General features: G+C 64.2%; 21 protein-coding genes. 14 read left to right on the top strand and 7 right to left on the bottom strand.

Annotated features, from left to right (window positions below; translation table 11 throughout):
* Positions 1-33 precede the first annotated feature (33 nt).
* On the top strand, positions 34-1,227 hold the full coding sequence (locus EBMC1_RS14080; RefSeq protein ID WP_003049006.1) for an alpha/beta hydrolase: 1,194 nt from the start codon (positions 34-36) through the stop codon (positions 1,225-1,227).
* 47 nt (positions 1,228-1,274) lie between these two features.
* Positions 1,275-3,098, top strand: a complete 1,824-nt coding sequence (gene cobT / locus EBMC1_RS14075; protein WP_003049002.1) for a cobaltochelatase subunit CobT — start codon at positions 1,275-1,277, stop codon at positions 3,096-3,098.
* Between the two features lie 11 nt (positions 3,099-3,109).
* On the opposite strand, the gene EBMC1_RS14070 is transcribed toward cobT, so the two are convergent.
* Genes EBMC1_RS14070 through EBMC1_RS14060 form a run of 3 tightly spaced genes read right to left on the bottom strand, consistent with a single transcriptional unit; the run spans position 3,110 to position 5,675 of the window.
* The gene (locus EBMC1_RS14070; protein WP_231292936.1) at positions 3,110-3,727 is read right to left on the bottom strand and encodes a hypothetical protein; all 618 of its coding nucleotides are present in this window, start codon (positions 3,725-3,727) and stop codon (positions 3,110-3,112) included.
* Entirely contained in the window at positions 3,724-4,884 is a 1,161-nt protein-coding gene (locus EBMC1_RS14065) for a M48 family metallopeptidase (protein ID WP_231292935.1), read from the bottom strand. Before EBMC1_RS14065 ends, EBMC1_RS14070 begins: the two co-directional genes overlap by 4 nt.
* Before the next feature lie 38 nt (positions 4,885-4,922).
* Positions 4,923-5,675: a hypothetical protein gene (locus tag EBMC1_RS14060; RefSeq protein ID WP_003048992.1), complete on the bottom strand. Its 753-nt coding sequence runs from the start codon at positions 5,673-5,675 to the stop codon at positions 4,923-4,925.
* A 302-nt stretch (positions 5,676-5,977) separates the two neighbouring features.
* Here EBMC1_RS14060 and EBMC1_RS14055 point away from each other — a divergent pair, with 302 nt between their 5' ends.
* The 4 genes from EBMC1_RS14055 to EBMC1_RS14040 all read left to right on the top strand — a co-directional run bounded on the left by EBMC1_RS14055 (position 5,978) and on the right by EBMC1_RS14040 (position 11,306).
* Positions 5,978-7,624, top strand: coding sequence for an acetolactate synthase large subunit (locus EBMC1_RS14055; RefSeq protein ID WP_156001312.1), 1,647 nt, complete (start codon positions 5,978-5,980; stop codon positions 7,622-7,624).
* 135 nt (positions 7,625-7,759) lie between these two features.
* Entirely contained in the window at positions 7,760-9,193 is a 1,434-nt protein-coding gene (locus EBMC1_RS14050) for an aldehyde dehydrogenase family protein (RefSeq protein ID WP_003048987.1), read from the top strand.
* Positions 9,194-9,367: 174 nt separating this feature from the next.
* Complete coding sequence (locus EBMC1_RS14045) at positions 9,368-10,249, top strand: UDP-2,3-diacylglucosamine diphosphatase (protein WP_003048984.1); 882 nt, start codon at positions 9,368-9,370, stop codon at positions 10,247-10,249.
* A gap of 7 nt (positions 10,250-10,256) precedes the next feature.
* The gene (locus EBMC1_RS14040) at positions 10,257-11,306 is read left to right on the top strand and encodes a glycosyltransferase family 4 protein (protein ID WP_003048982.1); all 1,050 of its coding nucleotides are present in this window, start codon (positions 10,257-10,259) and stop codon (positions 11,304-11,306) included.
* Here EBMC1_RS14040 and EBMC1_RS14035 read toward each other — a convergent pair.
* Positions 11,303-13,729, bottom strand: a complete 2,427-nt coding sequence (locus tag EBMC1_RS14035; protein WP_231292934.1) for a TonB-dependent receptor plug domain-containing protein — start codon at positions 13,727-13,729, stop codon at positions 11,303-11,305. The genes EBMC1_RS14040 and EBMC1_RS14035 overlap by 4 nt on opposite strands.
* 244 nt (positions 13,730-13,973) lie before the next feature.
* Here EBMC1_RS14035 and guaA point away from each other — a divergent pair, with 244 nt between their 5' ends.
* The 6 genes from guaA (at position 13,974) to EBMC1_RS14005 (ending at position 21,596) form a co-directional block, all read left to right on the top strand.
* Positions 13,974-15,560 carry a glutamine-hydrolyzing GMP synthase gene (guaA, locus tag EBMC1_RS14030; protein WP_003048977.1) on the top strand — a complete coding sequence of 529 codons (1,587 nt, stop codon included), beginning with the start codon at positions 13,974-13,976 and terminating at the stop codon, positions 15,558-15,560.
* A gap of 6 nt (positions 15,561-15,566) precedes the next feature.
* A complete protein-coding gene (locus EBMC1_RS14025) occupies positions 15,567-16,058 on the top strand; it encodes a GFA family protein (RefSeq protein ID WP_003048974.1) in 492 nt (163 codons plus the stop codon).
* Complete coding sequence (gene purT / locus EBMC1_RS14020) at positions 16,055-17,236, top strand: formate-dependent phosphoribosylglycinamide formyltransferase (RefSeq protein WP_003048972.1); 1,182 nt, start codon at positions 16,055-16,057, stop codon at positions 17,234-17,236. Before EBMC1_RS14025 ends, purT begins: the two co-directional genes overlap by 4 nt.
* Positions 17,237-17,469: 233 nt before the next feature.
* Positions 17,470-20,283 (top strand): DNA polymerase I, encoded by a 2,814-nt coding sequence (gene polA / locus EBMC1_RS14015; RefSeq protein ID WP_003048971.1) that lies wholly within the window; start codon positions 17,470-17,472, stop codon positions 20,281-20,283.
* Positions 20,280-20,771, top strand: coding sequence for a hypothetical protein (locus EBMC1_RS14010; RefSeq protein ID WP_003048969.1), 492 nt, complete (start codon positions 20,280-20,282; stop codon positions 20,769-20,771). The genes polA and EBMC1_RS14010 overlap by 4 nt, the downstream gene beginning before the upstream one ends.
* Positions 20,772-20,921: 150 nt before the next feature.
* Positions 20,922-21,596 (top strand): CDP-alcohol phosphatidyltransferase family protein, encoded by a 675-nt coding sequence (locus EBMC1_RS14005; protein WP_003048967.1) that lies wholly within the window; start codon positions 20,922-20,924, stop codon positions 21,594-21,596.
* Between the two features lie 6 nt (positions 21,597-21,602).
* Here EBMC1_RS14005 and EBMC1_RS14000 read toward each other — a convergent pair whose 3' ends face one another.
* Complete coding sequence (locus EBMC1_RS14000; RefSeq protein WP_003048965.1) at positions 21,603-22,493, bottom strand: prephenate dehydratase; 891 nt, start codon at positions 22,491-22,493, stop codon at positions 21,603-21,605.
* Positions 22,494-22,669: 176 nt separating this feature from the next.
* Between EBMC1_RS14000 and EBMC1_RS13995 the strand changes: the two genes are divergently transcribed.
* Together EBMC1_RS13995 and EBMC1_RS13990 are read left to right on the top strand one after the other, a co-directional pair.
* Entirely contained in the window at positions 22,670-23,323 is a 654-nt protein-coding gene (locus tag EBMC1_RS13995; protein ID WP_003048964.1) for a c-type cytochrome, read from the top strand.
* Positions 23,323-23,766, top strand: a complete 444-nt coding sequence (locus tag EBMC1_RS13990; RefSeq protein ID WP_003048962.1) for a c-type cytochrome — start codon at positions 23,323-23,325, stop codon at positions 23,764-23,766. Before EBMC1_RS13995 ends, EBMC1_RS13990 begins: the two co-directional genes overlap by 1 nt.
* A 54-nt stretch (positions 23,767-23,820) precedes the next feature.
* Here EBMC1_RS13990 and EBMC1_RS13985 read toward each other — a convergent pair whose 3' ends face one another.
* Both EBMC1_RS13985 and EBMC1_RS13980 read right to left on the bottom strand, forming a co-directional pair.
* Positions 23,821-24,693 (bottom strand): LOG family protein, encoded by an 873-nt coding sequence (locus EBMC1_RS13985; protein WP_003048961.1) that lies wholly within the window; start codon positions 24,691-24,693, stop codon positions 23,821-23,823.
* 57 nt (positions 24,694-24,750) lie between these two features.
* Entirely contained in the window at positions 24,751-25,452 is a 702-nt protein-coding gene (locus EBMC1_RS13980; RefSeq protein ID WP_003048959.1) for an extensin family protein, read from the bottom strand.
* Positions 25,453-25,603 lie beyond the last annotated feature (151 nt).

The following is a 25,603-nucleotide window of genomic DNA, read 5'->3' as shown; positions in this document are numbered from 1 at the left end:
AGCGTCGCCGCCATGATCCGGCGATTCCCGCGCATGCCCCGCCCCCCCAAGCGCTTGCTCGCTTTCGCTCTCGCCCTCCCGCTTGCAGGGTGTGCGACCGCGGTCGATTATGGCAAGGTTCCGCATTCGGCCTATGTCGCCGACGCACGCTGCACCGCGCAGGCCGGGGCGGAGGTCGATACCGCGGCGCTGCCGCTCTTCTTCGTGACGAGCCGCCTACCCGATTGCCGGACGCCCGACATCCGGCTGACCAACCATCGCGGCGACCGCATCCGCTATGGCCGCTTTGCAGCGCCGCACGACAGGAAGGTCGACGGCAAGACATGCTTTCTGACCCCGCTTGCCTTTCAGGAGGCGGGCGACTGGTGGGCGGGTCTGCAGGCCGAAACCGATCGCCGTCAGGGCCGCGTCCTCCTTTATGTCCATGGCTATCGCGAGACGTTCGAAACGACGTCGAAGGATGCGGCGCAGATCGCGCGGATGACCGGTTTCGATGGGCCGATCGTCGAATATAGCTGGCCGTCGCAGGGCAAGCTGCTGAGCTATGCCGTCGACGAAACCAACATGTATCATGACGTGCGCAATTTCCGCCTGTTCCTGAAGGCGCTCGCGGAGCGTCCGTGGGTGAAGGAAATCGTGGTCGTTTCGCACTCGCTCGGCGCGCGGCTGGTGATACCCGCAATCGCCTATGTCGACCGGACGGCGCCGAGCGCGGACAGCAGCAACATTTCCAACATCATCCTCGCCTCGCCCGATTTCGACCGCGAGACGTTCGAGCGCGACATTGCGAACGATGTGCTGTCCCCGGCGCGGGTCGCGCGCGACCGACGCATCACCGCCTATGTGTCGCGCAGCGACAAGGCGCTGGCGGCATCGCGCGCGCTGCACGGCTATCCGCGGCTCGGCTCTCCGTATTGCTTCGATCCGTTCGAGGCGGCGGATCTGCGCGCAAAGGGCCTGCCCGAACGCTGCTATGCCGCCGCCATTCCCGGCCTGACGATCGTCGACACCACCGACATTTCGCGTGGATCGACGGGGCACAGCGATTTCCTGCGCAGCGCGCTCGCCTGCATGGATTTTGTCGACATGATCCGCGGCAAGCGCAGCCGGCCCGAACGCACGCCCACGCATCTCGCCCATGTCTTTCGCCTCGCCCCCGATCCGCAGATGCCGAGCCGGCTCGACGAGACGATTTGCAACCGTCTCCCCGATGGCGACAAGGATTAGAGCCGATGCTCTTCCTTCGTCGGTGAAAGCCCGTTAGAGCCGATTCGATGTCCGGCCAGTCTCCCCTCGACGATTTCAAGACCGCGCTGTCGAGTGTAGCGCGCGCCGTGACGCGCGATGCCGAGGTCGAGGTGGGGTTCACCGCTGACGCGCCGGTCCAGATCGGCAAGCAGATCAAGGTGCCGACCCCGTCGCGCACCCTGCCCGCCGATCAGGTGGCCGAAGCGCGCGGCTTTGCCGACGGTTATGCGCTGCGCATGAAGCATCACAGCGACACGGTGCACGCCGCGGCACGCCCTGTCGAGCCGCTCGCCGCCGCGGCCTTCGATGCGATGGAGCGCGCGCGGGTCGAGGCGCTGGGCGCCCGCAACATGGCCGGAATGCGCGCCAATCTGCGCGCCAGCCTGGCGATGCGGATGCGCAGCGACCCGATCAGCCGCGCGCAGGATCGCGGCGAAGTCCCGATATCGAGCGCGCTCGAACTGATGCTGCGCGAGGCGCTGACCGGCGAACAGGCGCCGCAGGGCACCGAAACCGGGCTGTCGCTGGTGCGCGAATGGATCAGCCAGGATGCCGGCGCCGACCTGACCGCGCTCGCGATGCTGATCGACGATCAGGCCGCCTTTGCCGAAACCGCGCGGCTTGCGCTACGCCACCTCGACCTGATGCAGGCCGACGATCCGCTCGAGGAAGGCGCCGAGGACGGCGGCGAGGACGATCAGACCGAAGCCGAAGAGAGCCAGGAAGAACAGGAAAGCGAGGACGGCGGCACCGGCGAGAGTCAGGTCGACGCGCGCGCCGAAATGTCGGGCGATCAGGCCGACGATGGCGAAAGCGATCCCGACGCGCAGGAAATGGAAGCCGACGGCGAGCCCGAGATGGGCGGCGAAGGCGACGAGGGCATGTTGCCAGTGCGGCCCAACCGCCTGCCCACCGACGTTCCCGATTTTAACTATGTCCGCTTCACCGAGAAGCATGACGAGATCGTCGCCGCGACCGAATTATGCGACGAAGAGGAATTGACGCGGCTGCGCGCCTATCTCGACCAACAGATGACGCATCTGCAGGGCGCGGTGACGAAGCTCGCCAACCGTTTGCAACGCCGCCTGATGGCGCAGCAGAACCGCGCCTGGGATTTCGATCAGGAGGAAGGCCAGCTCGACGCCTCGCGTCTTGCCCGCGTCGTCGTGTCACCGGGCCATTCGCTGTCCTACAAGATCGAACGCGATACCGATTTTCGCGATACCGTCGTCACGCTGCTCCTCGACAACAGCGGGTCGATGCGCGGGCGGCCGATCAGCATTGCGGCGATCAGCGCCGACATTCTGGCCCGCACGCTCGAACGCTGCGGCGTGAAGACCGAGATTCTGGGCTTCACGACGCGGACGTGGAAGGGCGGGCAGAGCCGCGAGGACTGGCTCGCCGCCGGACGCCCGCCGCACCCCGGCCGCCTCAACGACCTGCGGCACATCATCTACAAGCCCGCCGACGAACCCTATCGCCGCGCCCGCAAGTCGCTCGGCCTGATGATGCGCGAGGGGCTGCTGAAAGAGAATATCGACGGCGAAGCGCTGATGTGGGCGCACACCCGCATCGTCAATCGCCCCGAGGAACGCCGCATCCTGATGGTGATCAGCGACGGCGCGCCGGTCGACGACAGCACGCTGTCGGTCAATCATGGCGCCTATCTCGACCAGCATCTGCGCCAGGTGATCGATTGGATCGAAAAGAAATCGCCGGTCGAGCTGTGCGCGATCGGCATCGGCCACGACGTAACGCGCTATTACAGCCGCGCGGTCACGATCATGGATGCCGAGCAATTGGGCGGCACGATGGTCGAACAATTGGCGGGATTGTTCGACATAGAATGAGCGGAAATTGATCAGTTCATAGCGGCTGTCGCGACTAAAGCCCGATAGTCCTCGATATTCCTCTCGAAATAGTGCAACTTGGGCGCGTCGAATGTTATCATAAACAAACTGCCATTACGCAATGTCGCGATCGCCTCACCTTTGCGCGTCAGTTCATCCGGTGTCACATATTCATAGCTGAAGCGGACGGCGGGTTCACCCATAAACTTCGCAGGAGACGAAGACCCGAGGTTGAAAACTGCAAGGCCATGATAAGATCTGTAGGTGCCTTCCAGAAACTCAGGAATATCCGTCAGCAAACTGTTCGGCTGAAGCTTCGGCAAGGGGTCATGCTTCTTGCTGCGCTCGCGTAGCAGCGGTTCTCCCGGTGCAATGTTGGCGAAGAAAGAAATGTCATTCAGGCGTTCGCCATCAAGCGTCCACGTTTCCGCCTTCTTCCCGACGCGCTGGGACAACTTATTCCAATCACGTGGCGGTGTGACTGTCATTTGCGATTTGGCGACCGCGACACGCTCGCCGGTCTTAATCAAATCATTGGCAGACAAGGCATGGGGGGAGACTGCTACAGAAAAGGTTGCGAAGAGGATAATTGGCCTCAAGAAGACGTTAGACATCCGGATAGCTTTCATTGCGGCGCCACCAAGGAACGGATCATCTCCGCATCCGGCGCATCAGGTTTCAATTGGAGATAACGAGCAAGCACAGAAGCAGCTTCTGTTTTGCGGTCCATCCGCATAAGTGAGAGCCCCATTCCCCGATACGCTCCAGACAACTCGGAATTGAGTTCCAAGGCCTGGCGATAAAAATCGACCGCGTTGGGGAGGTCGCGCGGGTTGGCTCGTAACCGATAAAGCTCGCCGCGCGCGAAGAGCAGAGCAGCAGTCCAACCTTCAGACCCAAGCCGAGTGATGAGATACTCCGAACCGGAAAAATCGTTCAGCTTAATTTGGTCCGCAAGAAATTGATCTATCCAAGGGGCCATAGCCGCCTGATATGCGCTCCGACCTTCAAACTCGCCTCCGGATACGCGGTTGGCCAAAATAGATAGGGTGTCTGCGCGCTCAAGATCGGTGGGATGCGAGGCAAAGAAGGCGACGCCATCGTATCTGCGGCTCCGCAACGCGCGTCCTGCCGACGTTGCATCAGCTTCGTTCATTGCGGAACGCCAAACTTCCGATGCCGCGGAAGGACGATAGCCAGCCGCAGCCATATAGCCAAAGCCCCTGATATCAGCAGCTCGCTCTTGGTCTCGATTGAAGCGGGCCAGCGCTCCATAAACAGAAATACGATAATCGCCGTAAGACTGGCCGCCGCCACTCCCATAACTGGCCGCCAGCGCTCCCATCACTGCAGTCCACGCCAAAAGGTCGCTGGACGAACGACGCCGGCGAAAGTCCTCGAGCGAATGACGCAACTCAAAATGCGCAAACTCATGGCCAAGGATTGATGCGAGTTCCGCTTCATTTCGCATCCGGAGAAGCAAGCCGGAATAGACACGCATCGTGCCATTCGGGCTCATTGAAGCGTTAAATATCGGCACGCGCAGAATGTAGATGCGCACACCACCGCAACGATCATCACCAACCGCGCGACATAATACGGATCGGACATAACTATTCAGCGCTTCATCGCGGATGATCAAGCGCGAGTCTCGAGTGACGCGTTCGCTCTCGTCATCGACCATCCACATACCGCGCTCATCCGCATTCTGCGGTTGATACGCGCCAGCATAGGTAGGCAAGTCAAACTCATGCTTTGAATCAGCTGTTGCACCGATTAGAGTCAATGCCGCGGCGACGAGCGCGATCCGCGCAAGTGACCGCCTCACAGAGCCTTTGCCTCTTCGATCACACTGCCAGGGAATTCTTCGAGCAACTGACGCATGCGCTTCTCAGCGCCCTCGCTCGTCCGGACATCCCCGCCCATTTGTCCATCCGCGTTCAGCCACAGCAACTCGCCGGTTTTCAGATCAACCAATCCTGCGTAACCACTATGGACACCCGACTGCACCCCCACGCCTGCAAATGCCGCAGCGAATTGCAAAAGCTTCCTTCCTGTCGATCCATATTGATCTTCGGTATAGATGAATAAACCATAATCCGCATCGGCAGCGCCAGGCAATTGAGCCACCTGCGGACCTAGTGTCCATTCAAATACGTCGTTTCGATTGTCCTGTTTTTTTGTTGGCAACCGATTGCCGACGAAGAACTGATAGTTGATTACCGACGTAGAGACCGCGGCGAAAAGCGACATATGCTCGGATAAAAAAAGGGCTTCCTCACCAACCGGTTCTGGGGCCTCAATGACGCGATTCCCCAAACGACTCTGCAAATTTTTCAAAGAGGTGCCCAACTGCTCGCGTCCTTGCGCTGTCCAGTCAGCATTGGGCTCGAACATTCCGGCGGTAGACTGAGACCCGACGCGTACAGTGGGCCGGAACAACAGGATAGCTTTCCCGCTGTTTGCAGGCAACGAAAAGCCCTGACGAACGGCGGTCCGCTCCTGTGCCAGCACCGAAACCGAGCTAATTGTCGCCGCCGCGGCAAGCGCAACAAAGAAAATACGAAAAAAATGCATGATTCCGCTCCCCCCACTCAAGCAAAAGCGGAAACGTCATAGTCGGTCAAGAGGGTAATATTGCTGCCCGTCGTACGGATACTATATATACCCGACCCTGTGATCTGACCCGGAACCGTGCCAAAACTGCTCCCACCCATAGGGTGACAACCCCTTCGCCGCCGGTTACACATTGCCGCCGGCGCCGCAGGGACTCGCAGCCCCACGACGGGACTCGCTGCGCCGATTGACGGGCCGATGGTCGCCGGCACGGGCTTGGGCCGCACCGATTTGGGGTGCGCTGCTGAAGGGGGCGAGTGACCGTGAAAAAAGCATCTGACCTGTTCATTGAATGCCTGGAAGAAGAGGGCGTCGAATATATCTTCGGCGTTCCGGGCGAGGAAAATCTCGACTTTCTCGACAGCCTGTCGCGTTCGCAAAAAATCAAGCTGATCCTGACCCGCCATGAGCAGGGGGCGGGCTTCATGGCCGCGACCTATGGCCGTCACACCGGCAAGACCGGGGTGTGCCTTGCGACGCTGGGCCCTGGCGCGACCAATTTCGTGACCGCCGCCGCCTATGCCCAGCTTGGCGGCATGCCGATGATGATGATCACCGGGCAGAAACCGATCAAGAAATCGAAGCAGGGCCGGTTCCAGATCCTCGACGTCGTCGCGATGATGGGGCCGATCACCAAATATACGCACCAGATGGCCTCGTCGGACAATATCCCGAGCCGCGTGCGCGAGGCCTTTCGCCTGGCCGAGGAAGAAAAGCCCGGCGCGGTGCATATCGAACTGCCCGAGGATATCGCCGACGAACATACCGAAAGCCTGCCGCTGAAGCGCAGCCATTCGCGCCGCCCGACCGCCGACGTCAAATCGATCCGCGAGGCGGTGAAGGCGCTCGAAAATGCGAAGGCGCCGGTACTGGTAATCGGCGCGGGCGCGAACCGCACGATGACCAGCCGGATGCTGCTGCAGTTCATCGAAAAGACCGGCATCCCCTTTCTGACCACCCAGCTCGGCAAGGGCGTGATCGACGAGCGGCATCCGAAATTCCTCGGGTGCGCGGCGCTGTCATCCGGAGATTTCGTGCACCGCGCGGTCGAGGCGTCGGACTGCATCGTCAACATCGGTCACGATGTGATTGAAAAGCCGCCCTTCTTTATGCAGCCCGGCGGGCCCACCGTTATCCATGTATCGACCAAGACCGCCGAGGTCGATCCGGTCTATTTCCCCGGCATCGAGGTCATTGGCGATATTGCCAATGCGATCTGGCAGATGAAGGAGGATATCGTGCCGAACGGCGGCTGGTCGTTCGACCATATGCTCGCCTATCGCAAGGCGGAGGTCGAGCATACCGCCCCGCTCGCCGCCGACACGCGCTTCCCGATCTTTCCGCCGCATCTGGTGCAGCAGGTCCGCGACGCGATGCCCGACGACGGCATCATCTGCCTCGACAATGGCGTCTACAAGATCTGGTTCGCGCGCGGCTACACCGCCTACCGCCCGAACACCGTATTGCTCGACAATGCGCTCGCGACGATGGGGGCGGGCCTGCCCAGCGCGATGATGTCGGCGATGGTCTACCCCGACCGCAAGGTGATGGCGATCTGCGGCGACGGCGGCTTCATGATGAACAGTCAGGAAATGGAGACCGCGGTTCGCCTGGGGCTCAACCTGACCGTGCTGATCCTCAACGATTCAAGCTATGGCATGATCCGCTGGAAACAGGCGAATATGGGGTTCAAGGATTGGGGACTGACCTATGGCAACCCCGATTTCGTCAAATATGCCGAAAGCTATGGCGCGCACGGCCACCGCGTGACAAGCGCCGCGCACCTCAAGGAACTTCTTGCCCACACGCGCGATACTCCCGGTGTGCACCTGATCGATTGCCCGGTGGATTATTCGGAGAATGACCAGATTTTGAACATCGACATCAAGAAATTGTCGAAGGAACTCTAATCTTTTACCCCCTCCCGCGAGCGGGAGGGGTAGCGAGACTTGGGAGCTTGCTCCCTAGTCGCAGCGGGGTGGGCATCCGCACCGCTGCTGGCCCACCCCCGACCCCTCCCGCCTGCGGGAGGGGGGAGTAAGCGCATGAAACTCAGAGACGTCTACCCGCTCTATCTCAACAACAAGGCGGTGCAGCCGAACACCGACCTCAAGGTGATCGACAAATTCACCGGCGAAATCGCGTTCCGTACTGCGCTGGCGACCCCCGACGTCATCGATGAAGCCATCGCCGGCGCGGTGCGCGCCGCCGAGCCGATGGCGCGGCTCGCGAGTTACGAGAAGCAGGATGTCCTCAATCATTGCGTCGCGCGCTTCAAGGAACGCTTCGACGAGCTTGCCTATGCGCTGTGCGTGGAAGCGGGAAAGCCGATCGCCGACAGCGAGGGCGAGGTCGGGCGCCTGATCGACACCTTCCGCATCGCCGCCGAAGAGGCGACGCGCAACTATGGCGAGATCCAGCCGCTCGACATATCGGCGCGCGCCAAGGGCTATATGGGGATGTGGAAGCGGGTGCCGATCGGCCCGTGCAGCTTTATCTCGCCGTTCAATTTTCCGCTCAACCTTGCGGCGCACAAGATCGCGCCGGCGATCGCGATGGGCTGCCCCTTCGTGATGAAGCCCGCCTCGATGACGCCGCTGGGCGCGATTATCATGGGCGAAGTTCTGGCGGAATGTGACATATTGCCCGAAGGCGCCTTCAGCATCCTGCCCGCGAGCCGCGATGGCGCCGATCTGTTCACCACCGATGACCGGCTGAAATTGCTGAGCTTCACCGGCTCGCCGGGCGTCGGCTGGGATCTCAAGGCAAAGGCGGGCAAGAAAAAGGTCGTGCTCGAACTCGGCGGCAATGCCGCGGTGATCGTCGACAAGGACGCCGACCTCGACCATGCGCTCGCTCGCATCATCTTCGGCGGCTATTATCAGTCGGGGCAAAGCTGCATCCATGTGCAGCGCGTCATCATCCACGCCGAAATCTACGACCGTTTCCGCGACATGCTCGTCGCCAAGGTGAAGACGCTCAAATCGGGCGATCCCAAAAAGCGCGACACCTTCATCGGCCCGATGATTTCGGCGAAGGAAGCCCAGCGGCTCAAGGGCTGGATCGACGACGCGGTCGCGGCCGGGGCGACACTGCTCGCGGGTGGCGGCTGCGAGGGCAATATGCTCGAGGCCAGCTTGCTGGAAAATGTGCCCGAGGGGGCCGACGTGGTGCGCGAGGAAGCCTTCGGCCCGGTGGTCGTCCTGTCGCGCTTCACCGACTGGAACGCGGCGCTGGACGAGGTCAACGACAGCAAATTCGGCTTGCAGGCCGGTATCTTCACCCGTGACATTCACAAGATATTGGAAGCATGGGACGACCTCGACGTCGGCGGCATCGTCGTCAATGACGTCTCTTCCTACCGCGTCGACAATATGCCTTATGGCGGGGTCAAGGATTCGGGCCTCGGGCGCGAGGGCATCCGTTTCGCGATGGAAGATATGAGCGAAATCCGCAATCTGGTGATCCGGCGCGCCTGATCCTGAATAACTGCGTCATTGCGAGCGAAGCGAAGCAATGACGAAGAATGGAAACCGCCGATGGTCACCGAACCGCCGCAAAACATTCTTCAAACTGTCGCGGCTTTGATTCGCCGCATGTAACAAAACTCGTGTCTAGGCCGTGGGCAGCCAAGGCTGCCTACGGAGTGAGACATGGCATCGATCTCGACCCTGCCGATCCCGAACCGCTTTCCCGATCCCTTCACCACCGAACCGCATGTGCCCGAGCGGGTGATCGGCGAGCGGCGCAATTACCGCACCGTGTGGGTCAGCGACATCCACCTTGGCACGCGCGGCTGCAACGCCGGGCTGCTGATCGACTTTTTCGACCATGTCGATTGCGAGACGCTCTATCTCGTCGGCGACATCATCGACGGCTGGCGGCTGAAGAAGCGGCATTTCTGGCCGCCCGAGCATAATGACGTCGTCTGGCGCGTGCTGAAGCGCGCGAAGCGCGGCACGCGCGTCGTCTATGTCCCCGGCAATCACGACGAGATGGTCAAGCCGTTCGACGGCTTCGATTTCGGCGGGGTCGAAATCCGGCGCGAGGCGATTCATCAGACCGCCGATGGCCGCAAGCTGCTGATCGTCCATGGCGACGAGTTCGACGCGGTAATGCTCGCGCACCGCTGGCTCGCCTTTGTCGGCGACGCAGCCTACACCGCGCTGATGAAGTGCAATGTGGTCGTCAACGCGATCCGCAGCCGCCTCGGCCTCCCCTATTGGTCGCTGTCGATGGTCGCCAAGCACAAGGTCAAGAACGCCGTCCAGTTCATCGGCCACTATGAAGAGGTGGTCGCCCATGCGGCGCGCTCGCGCGGGGTCGACGGGGTGGTGTGCGGGCATATCCACAGCGCAGAGATGCGCGCGATCGACGGCGTCGATTATTACAACGACGGCGACTGGGTCGAGGGTTGCACCGCGCTGGTCGAACATCATGACGGCCGCATGGAAATCCTGCACTGGGCCGAAGAAGTCGCCGCACGCGACGCGCCGGCCCCGCTCGGCCTTCCTGCTGCCGCCAAGGCCGCGTGAGCGCCGCATGCGGATATTGATCGTCACCGACGCCTGGGAGCCACAGGTCAACGGTGTCGTGCGCACGCTGCAGGCGACGATCGCCGAGTTGCGCGCGCAGGGGCATGTCGTGGGGGTGATCTCGCCCGATCTGTTCCGGTCAATCCCCTGCCCGACCTATGGCGAGATCCGCCTGGCCTTCGCGGGCAAGCGCGCCGTCGCACGGCGCATACGCGCCTTCGCACCCGAGGCGATTCATATCTCGACCGAGGGGCCGCTCGGCCTTGCGGCGCGGCGCTGGTGCATCGACACCGGCTTTCCCTTCACCACCGCCTATCACACGCGCTTTCCCGAATATGTCGCGGCGCGCATCCCGGTGTCGCCACAGCTCGTGTGGCGTTTCATTCGCTGGTTCCATCGCCCCGCGCAGCACATCATGGTCGCAACGCGCTCGCTGAAACGCGAACTCGCGGAGCAGGGCCTTGGGCAGACGATGATGTGGGAACGCGGCGTCGATCACGCGCTATTTCATCCCGGTTGCCCTCCGCATCCGGACTTTGCCGGCCTCGCCCGCCCGATCCAGCTTTATGTCGGCCGCGTCTCAGTCGAAAAAAATATCGAGGCCTTCCTCGAAACCCGCCATCCGGGAACGAAGGTGATCGTGGGCGACGGTCCGGCGCTCGATGAGTTGCGCGCCCGCTTTCCCGATGCCTGCTTCCTCGGCAAGCTCGGCGGCGAACGTCTTGCCGGCGCCTATGCCGGCGCCGACGTCTTCGTCTTCCCCAGCCGCACCGACACTTTCGGTCTTGTGGTGATCGAAGCGCTGTCGTGCGGGACGCCCGTCGCGGCCTATCCCGTTGCCGGCCCGGCCGACATCGTCACCGACGACGCTGGCGCTCTCGATACCAATCTCGATCGTGCGATCGCGCTGGCACTGACACGCGATCCGGCCCGCGCCGCGGCTTTGGGCCAACGCTACAGCTGGCCGAACTGCACGCGGCAATTTCTGCGCGCACTGACCTTCGTACCTGCCGAATCCGCGCCGTCGCCGGCCAGGATTTCAGCCCGCCTGGCCTAAAAGGCCTTGCGCCACTCCAGCTCGATATAGCGGCCGAGCGGGTCGATATAGCCCGGCGCATAGGTGAGCGGCACGACGCCGCTGGCGTCGGTGACCTTGCGCTGCGCATCGAACAGATTATCGATCGACAGGCGCAGGCGCGATCCCTTCAGGATCGGCAGCGCCTTGGTCAGTTCGGGCTTCTGATTGAAATCGACGAAGAAGCGCAGGTTGAAGGTCGCAAGATCGTGGAATGTCAGGTCGCCGTTGGCGCCGCCGACGACGCGGCTGCCGCTGTCATATTTGGCGCTGACCCGTGCGCCGATGCCCTTGTAAAAGACGCCGCCATCGAGTTCGACCAGATTGCGGTTGCTGCCGCCGCCATTGCCGGTCGCCGATCCGTTCAGCAGATCGAGTTCGGGAACGCCGGGCCGTATCAGCACGCGGTCAGTCAGCTTGATCGTGTGATAGAGCGACAATTGCCAGCGCCCGCCCTGCGGTCCGCCGAACATGCCGCCAGGACCGCCGCGCCCGCCGCGTCCCCCGCGAAAGCCGCCGCCGGGGCCACGCGGGCGTGCAGGCGCTGCGGCGGGCGCATCGCCCGATCCGGCGGGTTTAGCGGCCTGCCCGTCGGGCGGCGGCGGGGCGTCGCCCTGCGCCGGCTGCGGACGTCGCTCGGCGCCGCCAGCCGGACGACCGCCACCGAAGCGGCCCGCACCCGGACCCGCTTGCGACTGGCCGAAACTGCGGCCGAAATTGATCCCCCAGCGGATTTGCGAATTGGTTGCGCGGTCGAAATTCACCGGACGCTGGTCGAGCGCAACGAGCACGCCGCCGACGCGCGTTGCGCGATCCGGGAAAGCCGCTTCGATCTCCGGCGTCAGCAGCGGGAAGCTGTTACTGGTGTCGTCGCTGCGGTTGCTGTTGTAGTTGATCGAAAAGCTCAGCCCCTCGACCATCGGCGGCGACCAGTTGAGCCCGAGCTTCACATCGCGGCGCTGTTCGGCGAGGAGAAAAGGGTTGCCGCCGGTCGTCGTCTGGATCTGTACCGTCTGGCCGGTGCGGAAGTCGTAATAGGTGACATTGTCGGTAACCAGCGGCGCCGCGCCGAGCTGCGTCACCGAAGGCGCCGCCTCGTCGCGGTTGAAGCTTGCGAGCAGCGACAGATTGTCGGTCAGCCCCCAATTGAGCGTCGCGCCCCAGCTTTTTAGCGCGGCGAAATCGCTGGGGTTTTCGACCTGGCCGTTCAGCGTCAGCGAAATGCGGCCGATCTTGCCGACATCATAGTCGGGATCGAGGATCGGCACCGTCAGCGATCCGAAAACGCTCGGCGTGTCGCGCGCCAAGTCGCTTGTCGTGATGACGCCGCTGCGATCGGCGCGGCTGTCATAGCGCAGGCCGGTATAGGCGCCGGTGACCGATGCGCGGATCGGGCCGGCCCATCCCTCGACCACGCTGCCCGAGATATTGGCATTGCCGCCGAAGCTTTGCTGGCTGCTGTCGAAACGGTCGCGGCCGCCACTCAGGCGTTCGGTAAAGATGCGCTGATCGCTGTCGGCATAATTGCCCGTAACCGACCAACGCCACGCGCCGAGCATGCCGTTGGCGCTCGCCGAACCCGTCCAGTTCTGTGTCCGGCTGTCGCGGCGCAGCGGCTCGCTGACACCGCCCGCGCCGGGACCGAGGAGGCTGAGGCTGTCGGTCTGGTCGAACCGCAGGCTTGCCGACAGATCGGTGACCTTGTCGAGATTGCGGACGATCGTGCCGTCGATGATATAGGTGTCGCTGGCCGGCAGCAGGCTACGCCCCGTGTCGCCGAGGTCGCGCTCGCGCTCGAGCAGCATCGTCTGATGCTCCCACCCCCCGTTGAGGTTGAAGCGGCCATTCTGCCCGATCGCGACGACCGCGGGTTCCAGCTCGCTCTTGAACTGCCCGCCCTGCGTCGGCACGCCTGCCTCGCCCTCCACCGACACCTGTTTAAAATCGGGCTTGAGCACGAAATTCACGACGCGGTCGGTTGCGGCATAGCCATATTGCAGCGCGACTTCCTCGGGGAAAATCTCGACCTTGGCGATCGCTTCGGGCGGAAGGTTGCGCACCGCGCCGAAGCCGCCGATCCGGCGCCCATTGACCAGGATAACGGGGCGCCCGCTGCCGCGCCCGCGCCCCGACCGCGTGATCGGTTCGAGCGCCGTCAGCAATTCCTCGATCGACGAGGCGCCATAGCTGGCGATCGCGGCTTCATCGAGTTCGGCCTCGGCCGCGATATCGGTGTCGAGTTGCCCCGCGATCCGCGGCGCGGTCACGACGATCTCGTCGGCATAGTCGATATCGTCGTCGGTCGCGGTGCCCGAGCTCGAAACGACGGGGACGGTCGCCTGATCCTGCGCCATCGCGGCCGGAACAGCCGCAATCGCGGCGCCGGTCAGCAACAGGGCGCGCATGGAAAGGAGCGGTCGAACATACATGGTGGGGGAGAGCCTTTATCTTGTCTTTTGATTATCATGCCGCCGCCGATTGAACCGGCGATGAAGCGAATTACCGCCTTGCCGGGCAGCTATTCGCTATTTGTCGCAACACTATGGCATCGCGAGGGCGCATCCACCAACGCCCCCTCCAGACCGACGAAGCGCTGGGCCGCCCGGCTTGACCCTAGACAGTCGGCCCCGGCATCCGTATCGGCCAGCCATGCCGACTCCAGCCTCTTCCGCCGCCCCCGAATCGATCCTGATCGTCGATTTCGGCAGCCAGGTCACCCAGCTCATCGCCCGCCGCGTCCGCGAGGCTGGCGTCTATAGCGAGATCGTCCCGTTCAGCGCCGCCGACGCTGCGCTCGAACGGATGAAGCCCAAGGGCGTGATCCTCTCGGGCTCACCGGCATCGGTCCCTGCGGCGGGCAGCCCGCGCGCCCCGCAATCGGTATTCGACAGCGGCCTCCCCATCCTCGGCATCTGCTACGGCCAGCAGGTGATGAGCCAGCAACTCGGCGGGCAGGTCGAACCCGGCGGCGCCGATGGCGAGCGCGACGGCGAATTCGGCCGCGCCTTCCTGACCGTCACCGAACCCTGCGTGCTCTTCGACGGGCTGTGGGAGGTCGGTGAACGGCATCAGGTGTGGATGAGCCACGGCGACCGCGTTACCCGCTTCGCTCCCGGCTTCCGCATCGTCGCGGTCAGCGACGGCGCCCCCTTCGCGCTGATCGCCGACGACGAACGCCGTTATTATGGCACGCAATTCCACCCCGAGGTCGTCCACACGCCCGACGGCGCCAAGCTGATCGCCAATTTCGTGCGCCATGTCTGCGGTTGCAGCGGCGACTGGACGATGGCCGAGTTCCGCGCCACGAAGATCGCCGAAATCCGCGCGCAGGTCGGCGACCAGCGCGTGCTGTGCGGCCTGTCGGGCGGCGTCGACAGCGCGGTCGCCGCGGTGCTGATCCACGAAGCGATCGGCGAGCAGCTTACCTGCGTCTTCGTCGACCATGGCCTGCTGCGCATGAACGAGCGCGAGCAGGTCGAACGGCTGTTCCGCGACCATTACAACATCCCGCTCGTCGTCGTCGATGCGGAGCAACGCTTCATGGCAGGCCTCGCCGGGGTCACCGACCCCGAAAAGAAGCGCAAGTTCATCGGCGCCGAATTCATCAACATCTTCGAGGAAGAAGCAAAGAAGATCGGCGGCGCCGACTTCCTCGCGCAGGGCACGCTCTATCCCGACGTCATCGAAAGCGTCAGCTTCACCGGCGGGCCGAGCGTGACGATCAAGAGCCATCACAATGTCGGCGGCCTGCCCGAACGCATGAACATGAAGCTCGTCGAACCGCTGCGCGAACTGTTCAAGGACGAGGTCCGCCTGCTCGGCAAGGAACTCGGCCTCCCCGACATCTTCGTTGGCCGCCACCCCTTCCCCGGCCCCGGCCTCGCAATCCGCATCCCCGGGGAGGTGTCGAAGGAGCGCTGTGACATCCTCCGCAAGGCCGATGCCGTCTATCTGGAAGAGATCCGCAATGCCGGGCTTTACGATGCGATCTGGCAGGCGTTCGCGGTGCTGCTGCCCGTCAAGACCGTCGGCGTGATGGGCGACGGGCGCACCTACGACCATGTCTGCGCGCTGCGTGCCGTAACCTCGACCGATGGAATGACCGCCGACATCTACCCCTTCGACGCGAGCTTTCTCAGCCGCTGCGCGACGCGCATCATCAACGAGGTGCAGGGCATCAACCGCGTGGTGTACGATTATACCTCGAAGCCGCCGGGCACGATCGAGTGGGAGTGACGCATCATGGGCAGCCACGAACGACTTGAGGTCGATGCGTCCGGCGGCTGCCAGTGCGGTGCGGTGCGCTATCGCATCAGCGCGGTGCTCGACACGTCGCACATCTGCCACTGCCGCATGTGCCAGAAGGCCGCTGGCAACTTCTTCATCGCGCTGATCGGCGTTCCGCGCGATGCCATCGTCTGGACGCGCGGGATGCCCGCGACCTTCAACAGTTCGGACAAGGCGGCGCGCGGCTTCTGCGCCGATTGTGGCACGCCGCTGCTCTACGATTATTTCGAGAGCAAGCACATCAATCTGACGACGGGATCGTTCGACGACCCCAGCCGTTTCGCGCCGCGTTTCCAGTTCGGGCTGGAGGCCCGCCTGCCCGTCTTCGCCGATCTGCCGATCCAGGCCGAAGGCACGACCGAGGAAACCATGGCCGATCTTGTCGCGGCGATCGCAGCGACCAATCATCAACATCCCGACCACGATACCGAAAGCTGGCCCGAATGACGCCCACTGCAAAGATTCTCCTGCTCGGTTCCGGCGAGCTCGGCCGCGAGTTCGTCATTTCTGCGAAACGCCTCGGCTGCCATGTGGTCGCGTGCGACAGCTACGCCGGCGCCCCCGCAATGCAGGTCGCCGACGAAGCCGAGGTTTTCTCGATGCTCGATGGCGACGCGCTGCGTGCCGCGGTCGAAAAGCACCGCCCCGACCATGTCGTGCCCGAGATCGAAGCGATCCGGACCGAAGTGCTGGCCGAACTCGAGGCCGAAGGGTTTCACATCGTCCCCTCGGCACGCGCCGCCCAGCTCACGATGAACCGCGATGCGATCCGCGACCTTGCCGCAAGCGAGCTGGGCCTGACGACCTCGACCTTCGAATATGCCACCAGCCGCGAAGAACTCGCCGCCGCCGCGGCGCGGATCGGCTTTCCGCTCGTCGTGAAGCCGGTGATGTCCTCCTCGGGCAAGGGGCAGAGCACTGTGAAGGACGCCGCCGGGATCGACGCCGCATGGGATTATGCGGCCGCCGGGATGCGCGGCGACCGGCTGCGCGTGATCGCAGAGGCCTTCATCGATTTCGATTATGAGATTACGCTGCTGACGGTGCGCCACACGGACGGTGTCGCCTTCTGCCCGCCGATCGGACATCGGCAGGAACGCGGCGACTATCGCGAAAGCTGGCAGCCCGCGGCCATGTCCGCGGCGGCGCTGCAGGCCGCGCAGGCGATGGCGACGAAGGTCGTCGATGCGCTCGGCGGCCATGGCATTTTCGGGGTCGAATTTTTCGTGAAGGGCGACGATGTCATCTTCTCCGAACTTTCCCCGCGCCCGCACGACACCGGCATGGTGACGCTGATCTCGCAGCAATATTCGGAATTCGACCTTCATGCCCGCGCAATACTGGGATTGCCGATTCCGCCGGTCGACGTGCCGCAAGCCAGCGCCAGCGCCGTGCTGCTGGCCGATCGCGACGCAAGCGATTTCGCGATCACCGGCCTCGCCGAAGCCCTGACGCCGCCGAACGCCGAAACCTCCATTGACGCGCGCCTCTTCGGCAAACCCGTCACGCGGCCGTATCGCCGCATGGGAGTGGCACTGGCAAAGGTGGCGGGCGGCACCACCGACGACGCGCGGGCGGCCGCTGTCGCGGCGGCGGACAGGCTGGCGATCCGATATCCGGAGTGAGCGATGTCTGGGAGCGACCGCTAGCGGTCGTCGGCCGACTTTTCTTCCGTCGTCATCCCGGCGAAGGCCGGGATCTCGCCGGTGCGTTACCACGATAGGATGAGATCCCGGCCTTCGCCGGGATGACGAGAGTGATTAGACAACGTCCGCTTCCCACCCCAAAGCAGACCCTCCGCAACACAGCACGCGGACATAGCTAGGCCGCCTTCCTTCCCCCTGCTACACCCCGCGCCATGTCACAGAAGAATCATCTCTATCTGGTCGATGGCTCCAGCTACATCTTCCGCGCCTATCATCGCCTGCCGCCGCTGACGAACCCGAACGGGGTGCCGGTCGGTGCGGTTTATGGCTACACCACGATGCTCTGGAAGCTCGCGAAGGATCTGCACGACGCGGACGGACCGACGCACCTTGCGGTCATCCTCGATCATTCGAGCCAGTCGTTCCGTAACGAGATTTACGATCAGTATAAGGCGAACCGTCCCGAGCCGCCCGAAGATCTGCGCCCGCAATTCCCGCTGATCCGCGACGCGACGCGCGCCTTTTCGTTGCCGTGCATTGAGATGGAGGGGTATGAGGCCGACGATCTGATCGCCTCCTATGCCGAGGCCGCGGTGCGCGAAGGGTGGGACGTGACCATCGTCAGCAGCGACAAGGATCTGATGCAGTTGATCCGCGAACCCGCGGACGGACCGCATGTCGACATGCTCGACACGATGAAGAATGTCCGGCTGGGGATCGACGCGGTGCATGAGAAGTTCGGCGTCTCCCCCGACCTCGTCGGCGACGTGCTCGCGCTGATGGGCGACAGCGTCGACAATGTGCCCGGCGTGCGCGGGGTCGGACCCAAGACCGCGACCAAGCTGATCCAGGAATATGGCAATCTGACCGCGGCGCTCGACGGGGCGGAGACGATGAAAGCGTCGAAGCTGCGCGAAAATCTGATCGAGCATCGGGCGATGGCCGAACTGTCGCGCGTGCTGGTCGATCTGAAACGCGATTGCCCGCTGCCCGACACGCTCGACAGTCTGAAGCTCGACGCGATCCCGCCGGCGCCGCTCAAACTGTTTCTCGACGAACATGGCTTTCGCTCGCTTTCCGCCAAGCTCGACAATGGCGTCGCCCCCGGTGGGCCGCCCACGCTGCCGCGCGCCGGCGCTGCGCCCGCCGCGGCGGCGCCCACCGGCCCGACGACGCCGGTGCTGCCCGCCATGCCGACAATCGACCGGGCAGCCTATGAATGCGTGACCGACCTCGACGCGCTCGACCGCTGGATCGCGGCGGCAAAGGCGGCGCATGTGGTTGCGATCGATACCGAAACGGCGAGTCTCGACAGCGTCACCGGCGAGCTTGTCGGCGTCAGCATGGCGATCGCGCCGGGGCAGGCCTGCTACATCCCGCTCGGCCATGGCGGCACTGACATGTTCGCCGAAAAGCCCCACCAGATTGCGATGGCCGACGCCATCGCGCGGATCGGCGCGCTGTTCGCCGACGACGCGGTGCTGAAGGTCGGGCATAATCTGAAATATGATATCGGCGTGCTGGCCCAGCATGGCGTGCGCGTCGCGCCCTATGACGACACGCTGCTGATGAGCTTCGCGCTCGACGCGGGCCAACATGGTCACGGCCTCGACGAGCTGGCAAAGCTGCATCTCGACCATGTCTGCCTGTCGTTCAAGGAGGTGTGCGGCACCGGCAAATCGCAGATCAGCTTCGCCGAAGTCCCGCTCGCCCGCGCGACCGAATATGCCGCCGAGGATGCCGATGTCGCGCTGCGACTGTGGCGGCTGCTCAAGCTGCGCCTGCCGCTCGAAGGGGGCACCCGCGTATACGAGATGGTCGACCGGCCGCTTGCCGGCGTCGTCGAGACGATGGAGCGCGCGGGTATCATGGTCGACCGCGATTATCTGGCGCGCCTGTCGGGCGAATTCGCGCAGGAAATGGCGCGGATGGAAACCGCGATCCATGCCGAGGCAGGACAGCCCTTCACCATCGGCAGTCCCAAGCAGCTCGGTGAGATATTGTTCGACAAGCTCGGCCTCAAGGGCGGGCGCAAGGGCAAGTCGGGCGACTGGTCGACCGACCAGAACGAGCTCGAGCGCCTCGAACGCGACGGCGTGCCGATCGCGCGCATGATCCTCGAATGGCGGCAACTCGCCAAGCTCAAATCGACCTATACCGACGCGCTGCAGCAACAGATCAATGCGAAGACCGGGCGCGTCCATACCAGCTACAGCCTCGTCGGCGCGCAGACCGGGCGGCTGTCGTCGACCGATCCCAATTTGCAGAATATCCCGATCCGCAGCGAGATCGGCCGCCAGATCCGCGATGCCTTCATCGCCGCGCCGGGCCACGTGCTGATCGCCGCCGACTATAGCCAGATCGAACTGCGCCTCGCCGCGCATATGGCCGATGTTCCCGAACTCAAGGAGGCGTTCGCGCAGGGTCAGGACATTCACGCCGCGACCGCGATCGAATTGTTCGGCGAGGTCAATCGCGACACCCGCGCCAAGGCGAAGACGGTCAATTTCTCGATCCTCTACGGCATTTCGCGCTGGGGGCTTGCGGGCCGGCTCGAAATCACGCCCGACGAGGCGCAGGCGCTGATCAGCCGCTATTTCGAGCGCTTCCCCGGCATCTCCGACTATATTCAGGGCACGCTCGAGCGCGCGCGCGAGCGCGGCTATACCGAGACCTTGTTCGGCCGAAAGACCTGGTTCCCGCGCATCAAGGCGGCGAACCAGAACGAACGCCAGGGCAGCGAACGCGCGGCGATCAACGCGCCGATCCAGGGCACCAGCGCCGACCTCATCAAGCGCGCGATGACGCGCATGCCCGTAGCGCTCGCCGAGGCGGGGCTGGATGAGGTGAAGATGCTGCTCCAGGTCCATGACGAACTCGTCTTCGAGGCACCCGAGGACAAGGCCGAAGCCGCCGGCGCCGTGATCCGCCGCGTGATGGCCGCCGCCGCCGAGCCGGTCCTGACGCTGTCGGTGCCGCTGGAGGTGGAGGTCGGAACCGGCAAGAGCTGGGGCGACGCGCATTGATCGCTGCGCTCCTGTTGTTCGCGGTGCAGGCAGCCGGTCCTGCAGCCGCAGCCCCGGGCGTCGAGACGACGGCCCCGTCCCCCGTCGCCGATCAGGATCTGCGCGAATTTGCGGCGATCGACGGGCGCAAGGTCGCGGGACGGCCGACCGGTGGCCCCTATGCCAATCCCGACAAGATCCTGCTCCTTACGCGCGACGGCAAAGGCTATCCCGCGGTCATGGCGAGCCTTGCCTTTCCGGCGCGGCAGTCGCTGCCCGCGCCGCCGCCGGGGACGCTGGCGGTGGTGCGGCTGCACCAACGGATGGAAACGATCATTCCCGGGCCGACTGCGGACGATCTGGCGTTCGTCGCCGCGAACCGCCTGCCGCTGTTCGTGATCGGCGAATGGGCCCGCCCGGCCCCGATGTGGGAAGTGGCATGGGTCGATGGCGGCGTGCGCTTTCGCACCGTCGGCGACGTCGGCGAAATCGGCCCCTGGCAGGATTGAGAGCGCACTGACGGCGCGATACGGGCGCCGAAACGCGCTTCGCCTGCGCCCGGCCGCGCGGGTTAAGGCTTGCACGCCGCCGCGCGGAGCCTATGACAATTTGATGACAGGGTGCAGACATGTGATGGGGCCGGAAAAGGCGGACATCCAATGAGCAATGCGGACAAGCGCGCGCCGGTGGCAACGCGTATCCAGCAGAATATCCTCGCGCGTGGCGAGCGCCGCCTGCTCAACTGGCTATGCGCGCGTTTGCCCGCCTGGGTAGCGCCCGACCAGCTCACGGCGCTCGGCTTTGCGGGCGCCCTGATGGTCGCGGGCGGCTATCTGTTGAGCTGGCTCGGCAGCGGCTGGCTGGCGCTGTCGCTCGCCGGCTATGTCGTCAACTGGTTCGGCGACTCGCTCGACGGCAGCCTTGCACGGTGGCGCAAGATCGAGCGGCCGACCTATGGCTATTTCGTCGACCATAGCGTCGATGCGATCGCGACTTTCCTGATGGTCGCGAGCATGGGGATGAGCCCTTTCATGCGCTTCGATGTCGCGCTGCTGGGGGTTGTTGGTTATTTTCTGCTGTCGATCCACACTTTCCTTGCGGCGAAGGTCGTCGGCGAATTCCGGCTTTCCTACCTTGCGGGCGGGCCGACCGAATTGCGGCTGATGCTGATGGCGTTGACGCTCGCGATGCCTGCGCTAGGCGACGAGCGCGTTCTGGGCAGCCATTTCTCGCCGCTCGACCTGTTCGGGCTCGGCGTGGCGAGCATTCTGGTGACGCTGTTCGTGATCCAGAGCCTGACGCTGGCGCGCACGCTGGCCGGCCGCGAGCCCTGAGGCCGATCAGCCGCGGACGCGCGCCTGTGGGTAAGTACCGAGCAGACGCAGCGTCTTGGTCTGGAAATCCAGTTCTTCGAGCGCGCGGTCGACATTTTCCTCGCCCGGCGCGCCGACGATATCGGCATAGAATTTGGTCGCGGCGAAGCTGCCGCCGTCCTGATAGCTCTCGAGCTTCGTCATGTTGACGCCGTTGGTCGCAAAGCCGCCCAGCGCCTTGTAGAGCGCGGCCGGAATATTCTTCACCTCGAAGATGAAGGTCGTCATCCGCGGCACATCGGCAGGCAGGTCGGCAAGCGGTTCGCGCGCCAGCACGACGAAGCGCGTCATATTGTGATCGGCGTCCTCGATGCCCGATTCGTGCAGCGTCAGCCCGTAAAGATCGGCGGCGTGCGGCGGCGCGACGGCGGCCAGCCCGACCTCGTCGCTGTCGGCGACCCAGGCTGCCGCGCCCGCGGTGTCGCTATGCGCGATCGGCGAGATATGGTGCGCGCGCAGCCAGTGGCGGCACTGTCCCAGCGCCTGTTCGTGACTCATCGCGCGCGTGACGGGGCCAAGATTGCGACTCATCAACCCGTGGCGGATGCGCAGAAAATGTTCGCCGACGATCGACAGACCGGATTCGGGCAACAGGAAATGAATGTCGGCGACGCGGCCATGCAGGCTGTTTTCGATCGGAATGATCGCGCGGTCGACGCGCCCGTCGCGCACCGCCTCGATCGCATCTTCGAAGCTGTAGCAGGGCAGCGGCAGCGCCTGCGGGTCGAATTCGCGCGCCGCAAGGTCGCTGTTCGCGCCGGGCGCGCCCTGAAAGGCCAGCCCCCGCGCGGGATCGGCGAGCGCCGCCGCCGTCATCGTGTCGACCAGTCTTTGTGCCGAAGCCGAATAGCTGCCCATGAACGCCTTCCAGAAAACCGCGCCGCGGCGCATAGCGGCCCCGCGATGCGGAGGCAACCGAACGTGCGCATGCCGCCGGGACATTTCATCCCCTTGCGCCCCCGCCCATGCCCAAGTAAGGGAGCGTCCAAATCAATCGATGCGCCCGGGGTGGGCGCCAGCGAACGGGGCCTGACATGGACGACCGCAACAATACTATCGCCGGCTGGGCTCTCTTCGCCGGTATCTGCGCGCTGGGCCTGACGATCGGCACCGGCATGCTGGGTGCGAGCCATGCCCCTGAAAAGCCCGGATTTCCTATCGAAGATGCCGAAGCCGGTGGCGGCGGCGGCGCGGCGGCGGTGCCGCTGCCCAACCTGCTCGCAGCCGCCGATCCGGCAAAGGGCGAAGCGGTGTTCGCGAAATGCGCCGCCTGCCATACGATCAATCAGGGCGGCGCCAATGGCATCGGCCCCAATCTTTACGGCACGATGGGTGAAGCCATCGGTCAGGGCAAGGGCGGCTTCGCCTTCTCCGACGCGCTCAAGAGCGTCGGCGGCAACTGGGACTTCGAAAAGATGGACCATTGGCTGACCAGCCCGCGCAAGTTCGCGCCAGGCACGAAAATGTCGTTCGCCGGCCTGTCGAGCCCCGAGGACCGCGCCAACCTGATCGTCTATCTGAACGCGCAGGGTTCGAACCTGCCGCTGCCCGCGCCCGAAGCGGCACCGGCTGCCGATGCCGCCGCTCCGGCGGAGGGCAAGGATGGCGCGGCACCGGCGGCCGAAGGCGACAAGGCGGCCGCCCCGGCCGAAGGCGCGGCTGCCGCGCCCGCCGAAGCCAGGAAATAATGCGCCGCGCGCCCGTCCTTCTGGCGGGCGTTTTGGCCCTCGCCGGTTGCGGCAAGGCCGCACCGCCGACGGATACGGCGGCGAGCGATGCGCCAGCGGCCGAAGCCGCGGTTCAGGCTATGCCCGCCGTCGCGCCGACCGCGGCGATGGGCGAACAGATTTTCAAGCGCTGCGCCGCCTGCCACACGATCGACAAGGATGGCCCGAACGGTATCGGCCCGAACTTGCACGGTATCGTCGGCCGCCCGGTCGCGTCGCATCCGGGCTTTGCCTATTCGGGCGCGATGAAGGCAAAGGGCGGCGTCTGGGACGCCGCCGCGCTCGATATCTATCTTGCCGATCCGATGAAGACCGTCCCCGGCACGCGTATGGCCTTTGCCGGGGTCATCGACGCCGCCGATCGCCAGGCGCTGATTCTCTACCTCGAAGACCAGTCGAAATAGCCTGATCCGTCGGGCGTCCGCTCCCCGAGGGCCAAGCCCTCGGGGTTCCTGGCCCTAGTGATGATCGGCGTTGGCGTAGAAGCTCTGGATGACGTCCCAGGCCTCTTCGGCATGTTCGACGAAGGTGAAGAGCTTGAGGTCGCGGGCGCTGATCACGCCCTCTTCGACCAGCGCCTCGAAATCGACGACGCGGTTCCAGAACTGCTTGCCGAACAGCACGATCGGGATCGGCTTGATCTTGCCGGTCTGGATCAGCGTCAGCAGCTCGAACATTTCGTCGAAGGTCCCGAAACCGCCGGGAAAGACCGCGACGGCGCGCGCGCGCAGCAGGAAGTGCATCTTGCGCAGCGCGAAATAGTGGAACTGGAAGCTTAGCGACGGGGTGACATAGCGGTTCGGCGCCTGTTCGTGCGGCAACACGATGTTGAGGCCGATCGATTCGCGCCCCTCGTCGGCCGCGCCGCGGTTGGCGGCTTCCATGATCGACGGGCCGCCACCCGAACAGACGACGAAATTGCGGTCGCCATTGGCATCGACGGGAACCTGGCTCGCCAGCCGCGCCAGCTTGCGCGCCTCGTCATAATAGCGCGCCTTGGCCTTCAGCCGCCGCGCGATATTGCGCGACGCATCGTCGGTCGCCGCGGCTTCGAGGCCGTCGGCCTGATCGGGTTCGGGAATACGCGCCGAGCCGTAGATGACGAGCGTCGATTCGATCTTCGCTTCGTCGAGCAGCAGTTCGGGCTTGAGCAGTTCGAGCTGGAAGCGCACCGGACGCAGGTCTTCGCGCAACAGGAAGTCGGTATCCTGAAATGCGAGCTTATAGGCTTCGCTTGCGGTCTGCGGGGTCGAGGTCGCCTGCTGGGCGAATTGGGCGTCGTCTTTGGCTTTGTGAAAACGCGAACGATGGGTCTGTTTATCTTTTGTCATTAGCGGACGGCTAGCCGCTTCGGTTGACTTTGCCAAGACGCCCGCGCGCGGGCTTGGTCAGCGGCAGAAGCCGTTGCCGCTCATGTCCATGTGGAAATGATTATAATGCGCGGCGTTATAATCGGGGCTGAGCACCGTGCCGAAGCGGCGGCATGCCGAGCTGTGCAGCGCACGCAGGAAGTCCTGCGACGCCCGGTCGCCCTTCCATCCGCCATCGAGCATGATCCGGCGTCCGTCGGCAAGGACGAAACCCGACACGTCGATCGCGTTGGAATAGGCGTGCTGCGACAGACGGCCCGACCGGCCACCATAGATGTTGCGGCAGCTGTAGGTGCCGAAGGTTTCGATCTTCACCACCTCTTGCCCGAAGAATTTCCGCGCCGCGGGCCGGACGGCATATTGCGCCCAGGCGGCGAAATTCTTCGCGAGCGGACAGGTCATCGGACCGAGGTTCGACACCGGGGTGCCGATGTCGAGCAGCTTGACCGAATCGATCGAGGTACAGCCGCCGCCATGATCCTGATCGGGCAGCGGCGTGAAGCGCACCCCCGCCTGTTTGAGATCGAAGGCGCATTGCTGCGCCTCGGGGCTGCTGAAGGACGCGGCGCCGATCGGCTGCGGCCGCTGCTGCTTGGTCGCGGCGGGGCGTTTGGCGTCGCTCCGTTTCATCACGTCGGGGGTGCTGAAACAGGCCGAGAGCGCCAGCGCCGCGGTTGCGGCGACCAGGATCCGGGGCTTCAGGAACGGCGGGATCGGCATGGCGTCAATTTACCGACATCTTGGTTAACAGGGCGTAAAGCTTTGGCGCGGCTTGCCGGAAATTTCGCACGTCCCGCGCATTTTGTTTGACAGTTGCGCGCGCCGCCTTAAACGCGGCGCCGGGCCACGCGGTCCCAACGCCGCGCGAGCT

The organism is Sphingopyxis sp. MC1, from assembly GCF_000371385.1.
Lineage (GTDB): Bacteria > Pseudomonadota > Alphaproteobacteria > Sphingomonadales > Sphingomonadaceae > Sphingopyxis > Sphingopyxis terrae.
The sequence above is the reverse complement of the archived record's forward strand: the minus strand, read 5'-3'. Positions and strand labels throughout refer to the sequence as shown.

Coding starts and splice junctions, on each gene's coding strand:
- EBMC1_RS14080 (WP_003049006.1), top strand. CDS start 34: ATGCCCCGCCCCCCCAAGCGCTTGCTCGCTTTCGCTCTCGCCCTCCCG.
- cobT (WP_003049002.1), top strand. CDS start 1,275: ATGTCCGGCCAGTCTCCCCTCGACGATTTCAAGACCGCGCTGTCGAGT.
- EBMC1_RS14070 (WP_231292936.1), bottom strand. CDS start 3,727: ATGAAAGCTATCCGGATGTCTAACGTCTTCTTGAGGCCAATTATCCTC.
- EBMC1_RS14060 (WP_003048992.1), bottom strand. CDS start 5,675: ATGCATTTTTTTCGTATTTTCTTTGTTGCGCTTGCCGCGGCGGCGACA.
- EBMC1_RS14050 (WP_003048987.1), top strand. CDS start 7,760: ATGAAACTCAGAGACGTCTACCCGCTCTATCTCAACAACAAGGCGGTG.
- EBMC1_RS14045 (WP_003048984.1), top strand. CDS start 9,368: ATGGCATCGATCTCGACCCTGCCGATCCCGAACCGCTTTCCCGATCCC.
- EBMC1_RS14040 (WP_003048982.1), top strand. CDS start 10,257: ATGCGGATATTGATCGTCACCGACGCCTGGGAGCCACAGGTCAACGGT.
- EBMC1_RS14035 (WP_231292934.1), bottom strand. CDS start 13,729: ATGCGCGCCCTGTTGCTGACCGGCGCCGCGATTGCGGCTGTTCCGGCC.
- guaA (WP_003048977.1), top strand. CDS start 13,974: ATGCCGACTCCAGCCTCTTCCGCCGCCCCCGAATCGATCCTGATCGTC.
- EBMC1_RS14025 (WP_003048974.1), top strand. CDS start 15,567: ATGGGCAGCCACGAACGACTTGAGGTCGATGCGTCCGGCGGCTGCCAG.
- purT (WP_003048972.1), top strand. CDS start 16,055: ATGACGCCCACTGCAAAGATTCTCCTGCTCGGTTCCGGCGAGCTCGGC.
- polA (WP_003048971.1), top strand. CDS start 17,470: ATGTCACAGAAGAATCATCTCTATCTGGTCGATGGCTCCAGCTACATC.
- EBMC1_RS14005 (WP_003048967.1), top strand. CDS start 20,922: ATGAGCAATGCGGACAAGCGCGCGCCGGTGGCAACGCGTATCCAGCAG.
- EBMC1_RS14000 (WP_003048965.1), bottom strand. CDS start 22,493: ATGGGCAGCTATTCGGCTTCGGCACAAAGACTGGTCGACACGATGACG.
- EBMC1_RS13995 (WP_003048964.1), top strand. CDS start 22,670: ATGGACGACCGCAACAATACTATCGCCGGCTGGGCTCTCTTCGCCGGT.
- EBMC1_RS13990 (WP_003048962.1), top strand. CDS start 23,323: ATGCGCCGCGCGCCCGTCCTTCTGGCGGGCGTTTTGGCCCTCGCCGGT.
- EBMC1_RS13985 (WP_003048961.1), bottom strand. CDS start 24,693: ATGACAAAAGATAAACAGACCCATCGTTCGCGTTTTCACAAAGCCAAA.
- EBMC1_RS13980 (WP_003048959.1), bottom strand. CDS start 25,452: ATGCCGATCCCGCCGTTCCTGAAGCCCCGGATCCTGGTCGCCGCAACC.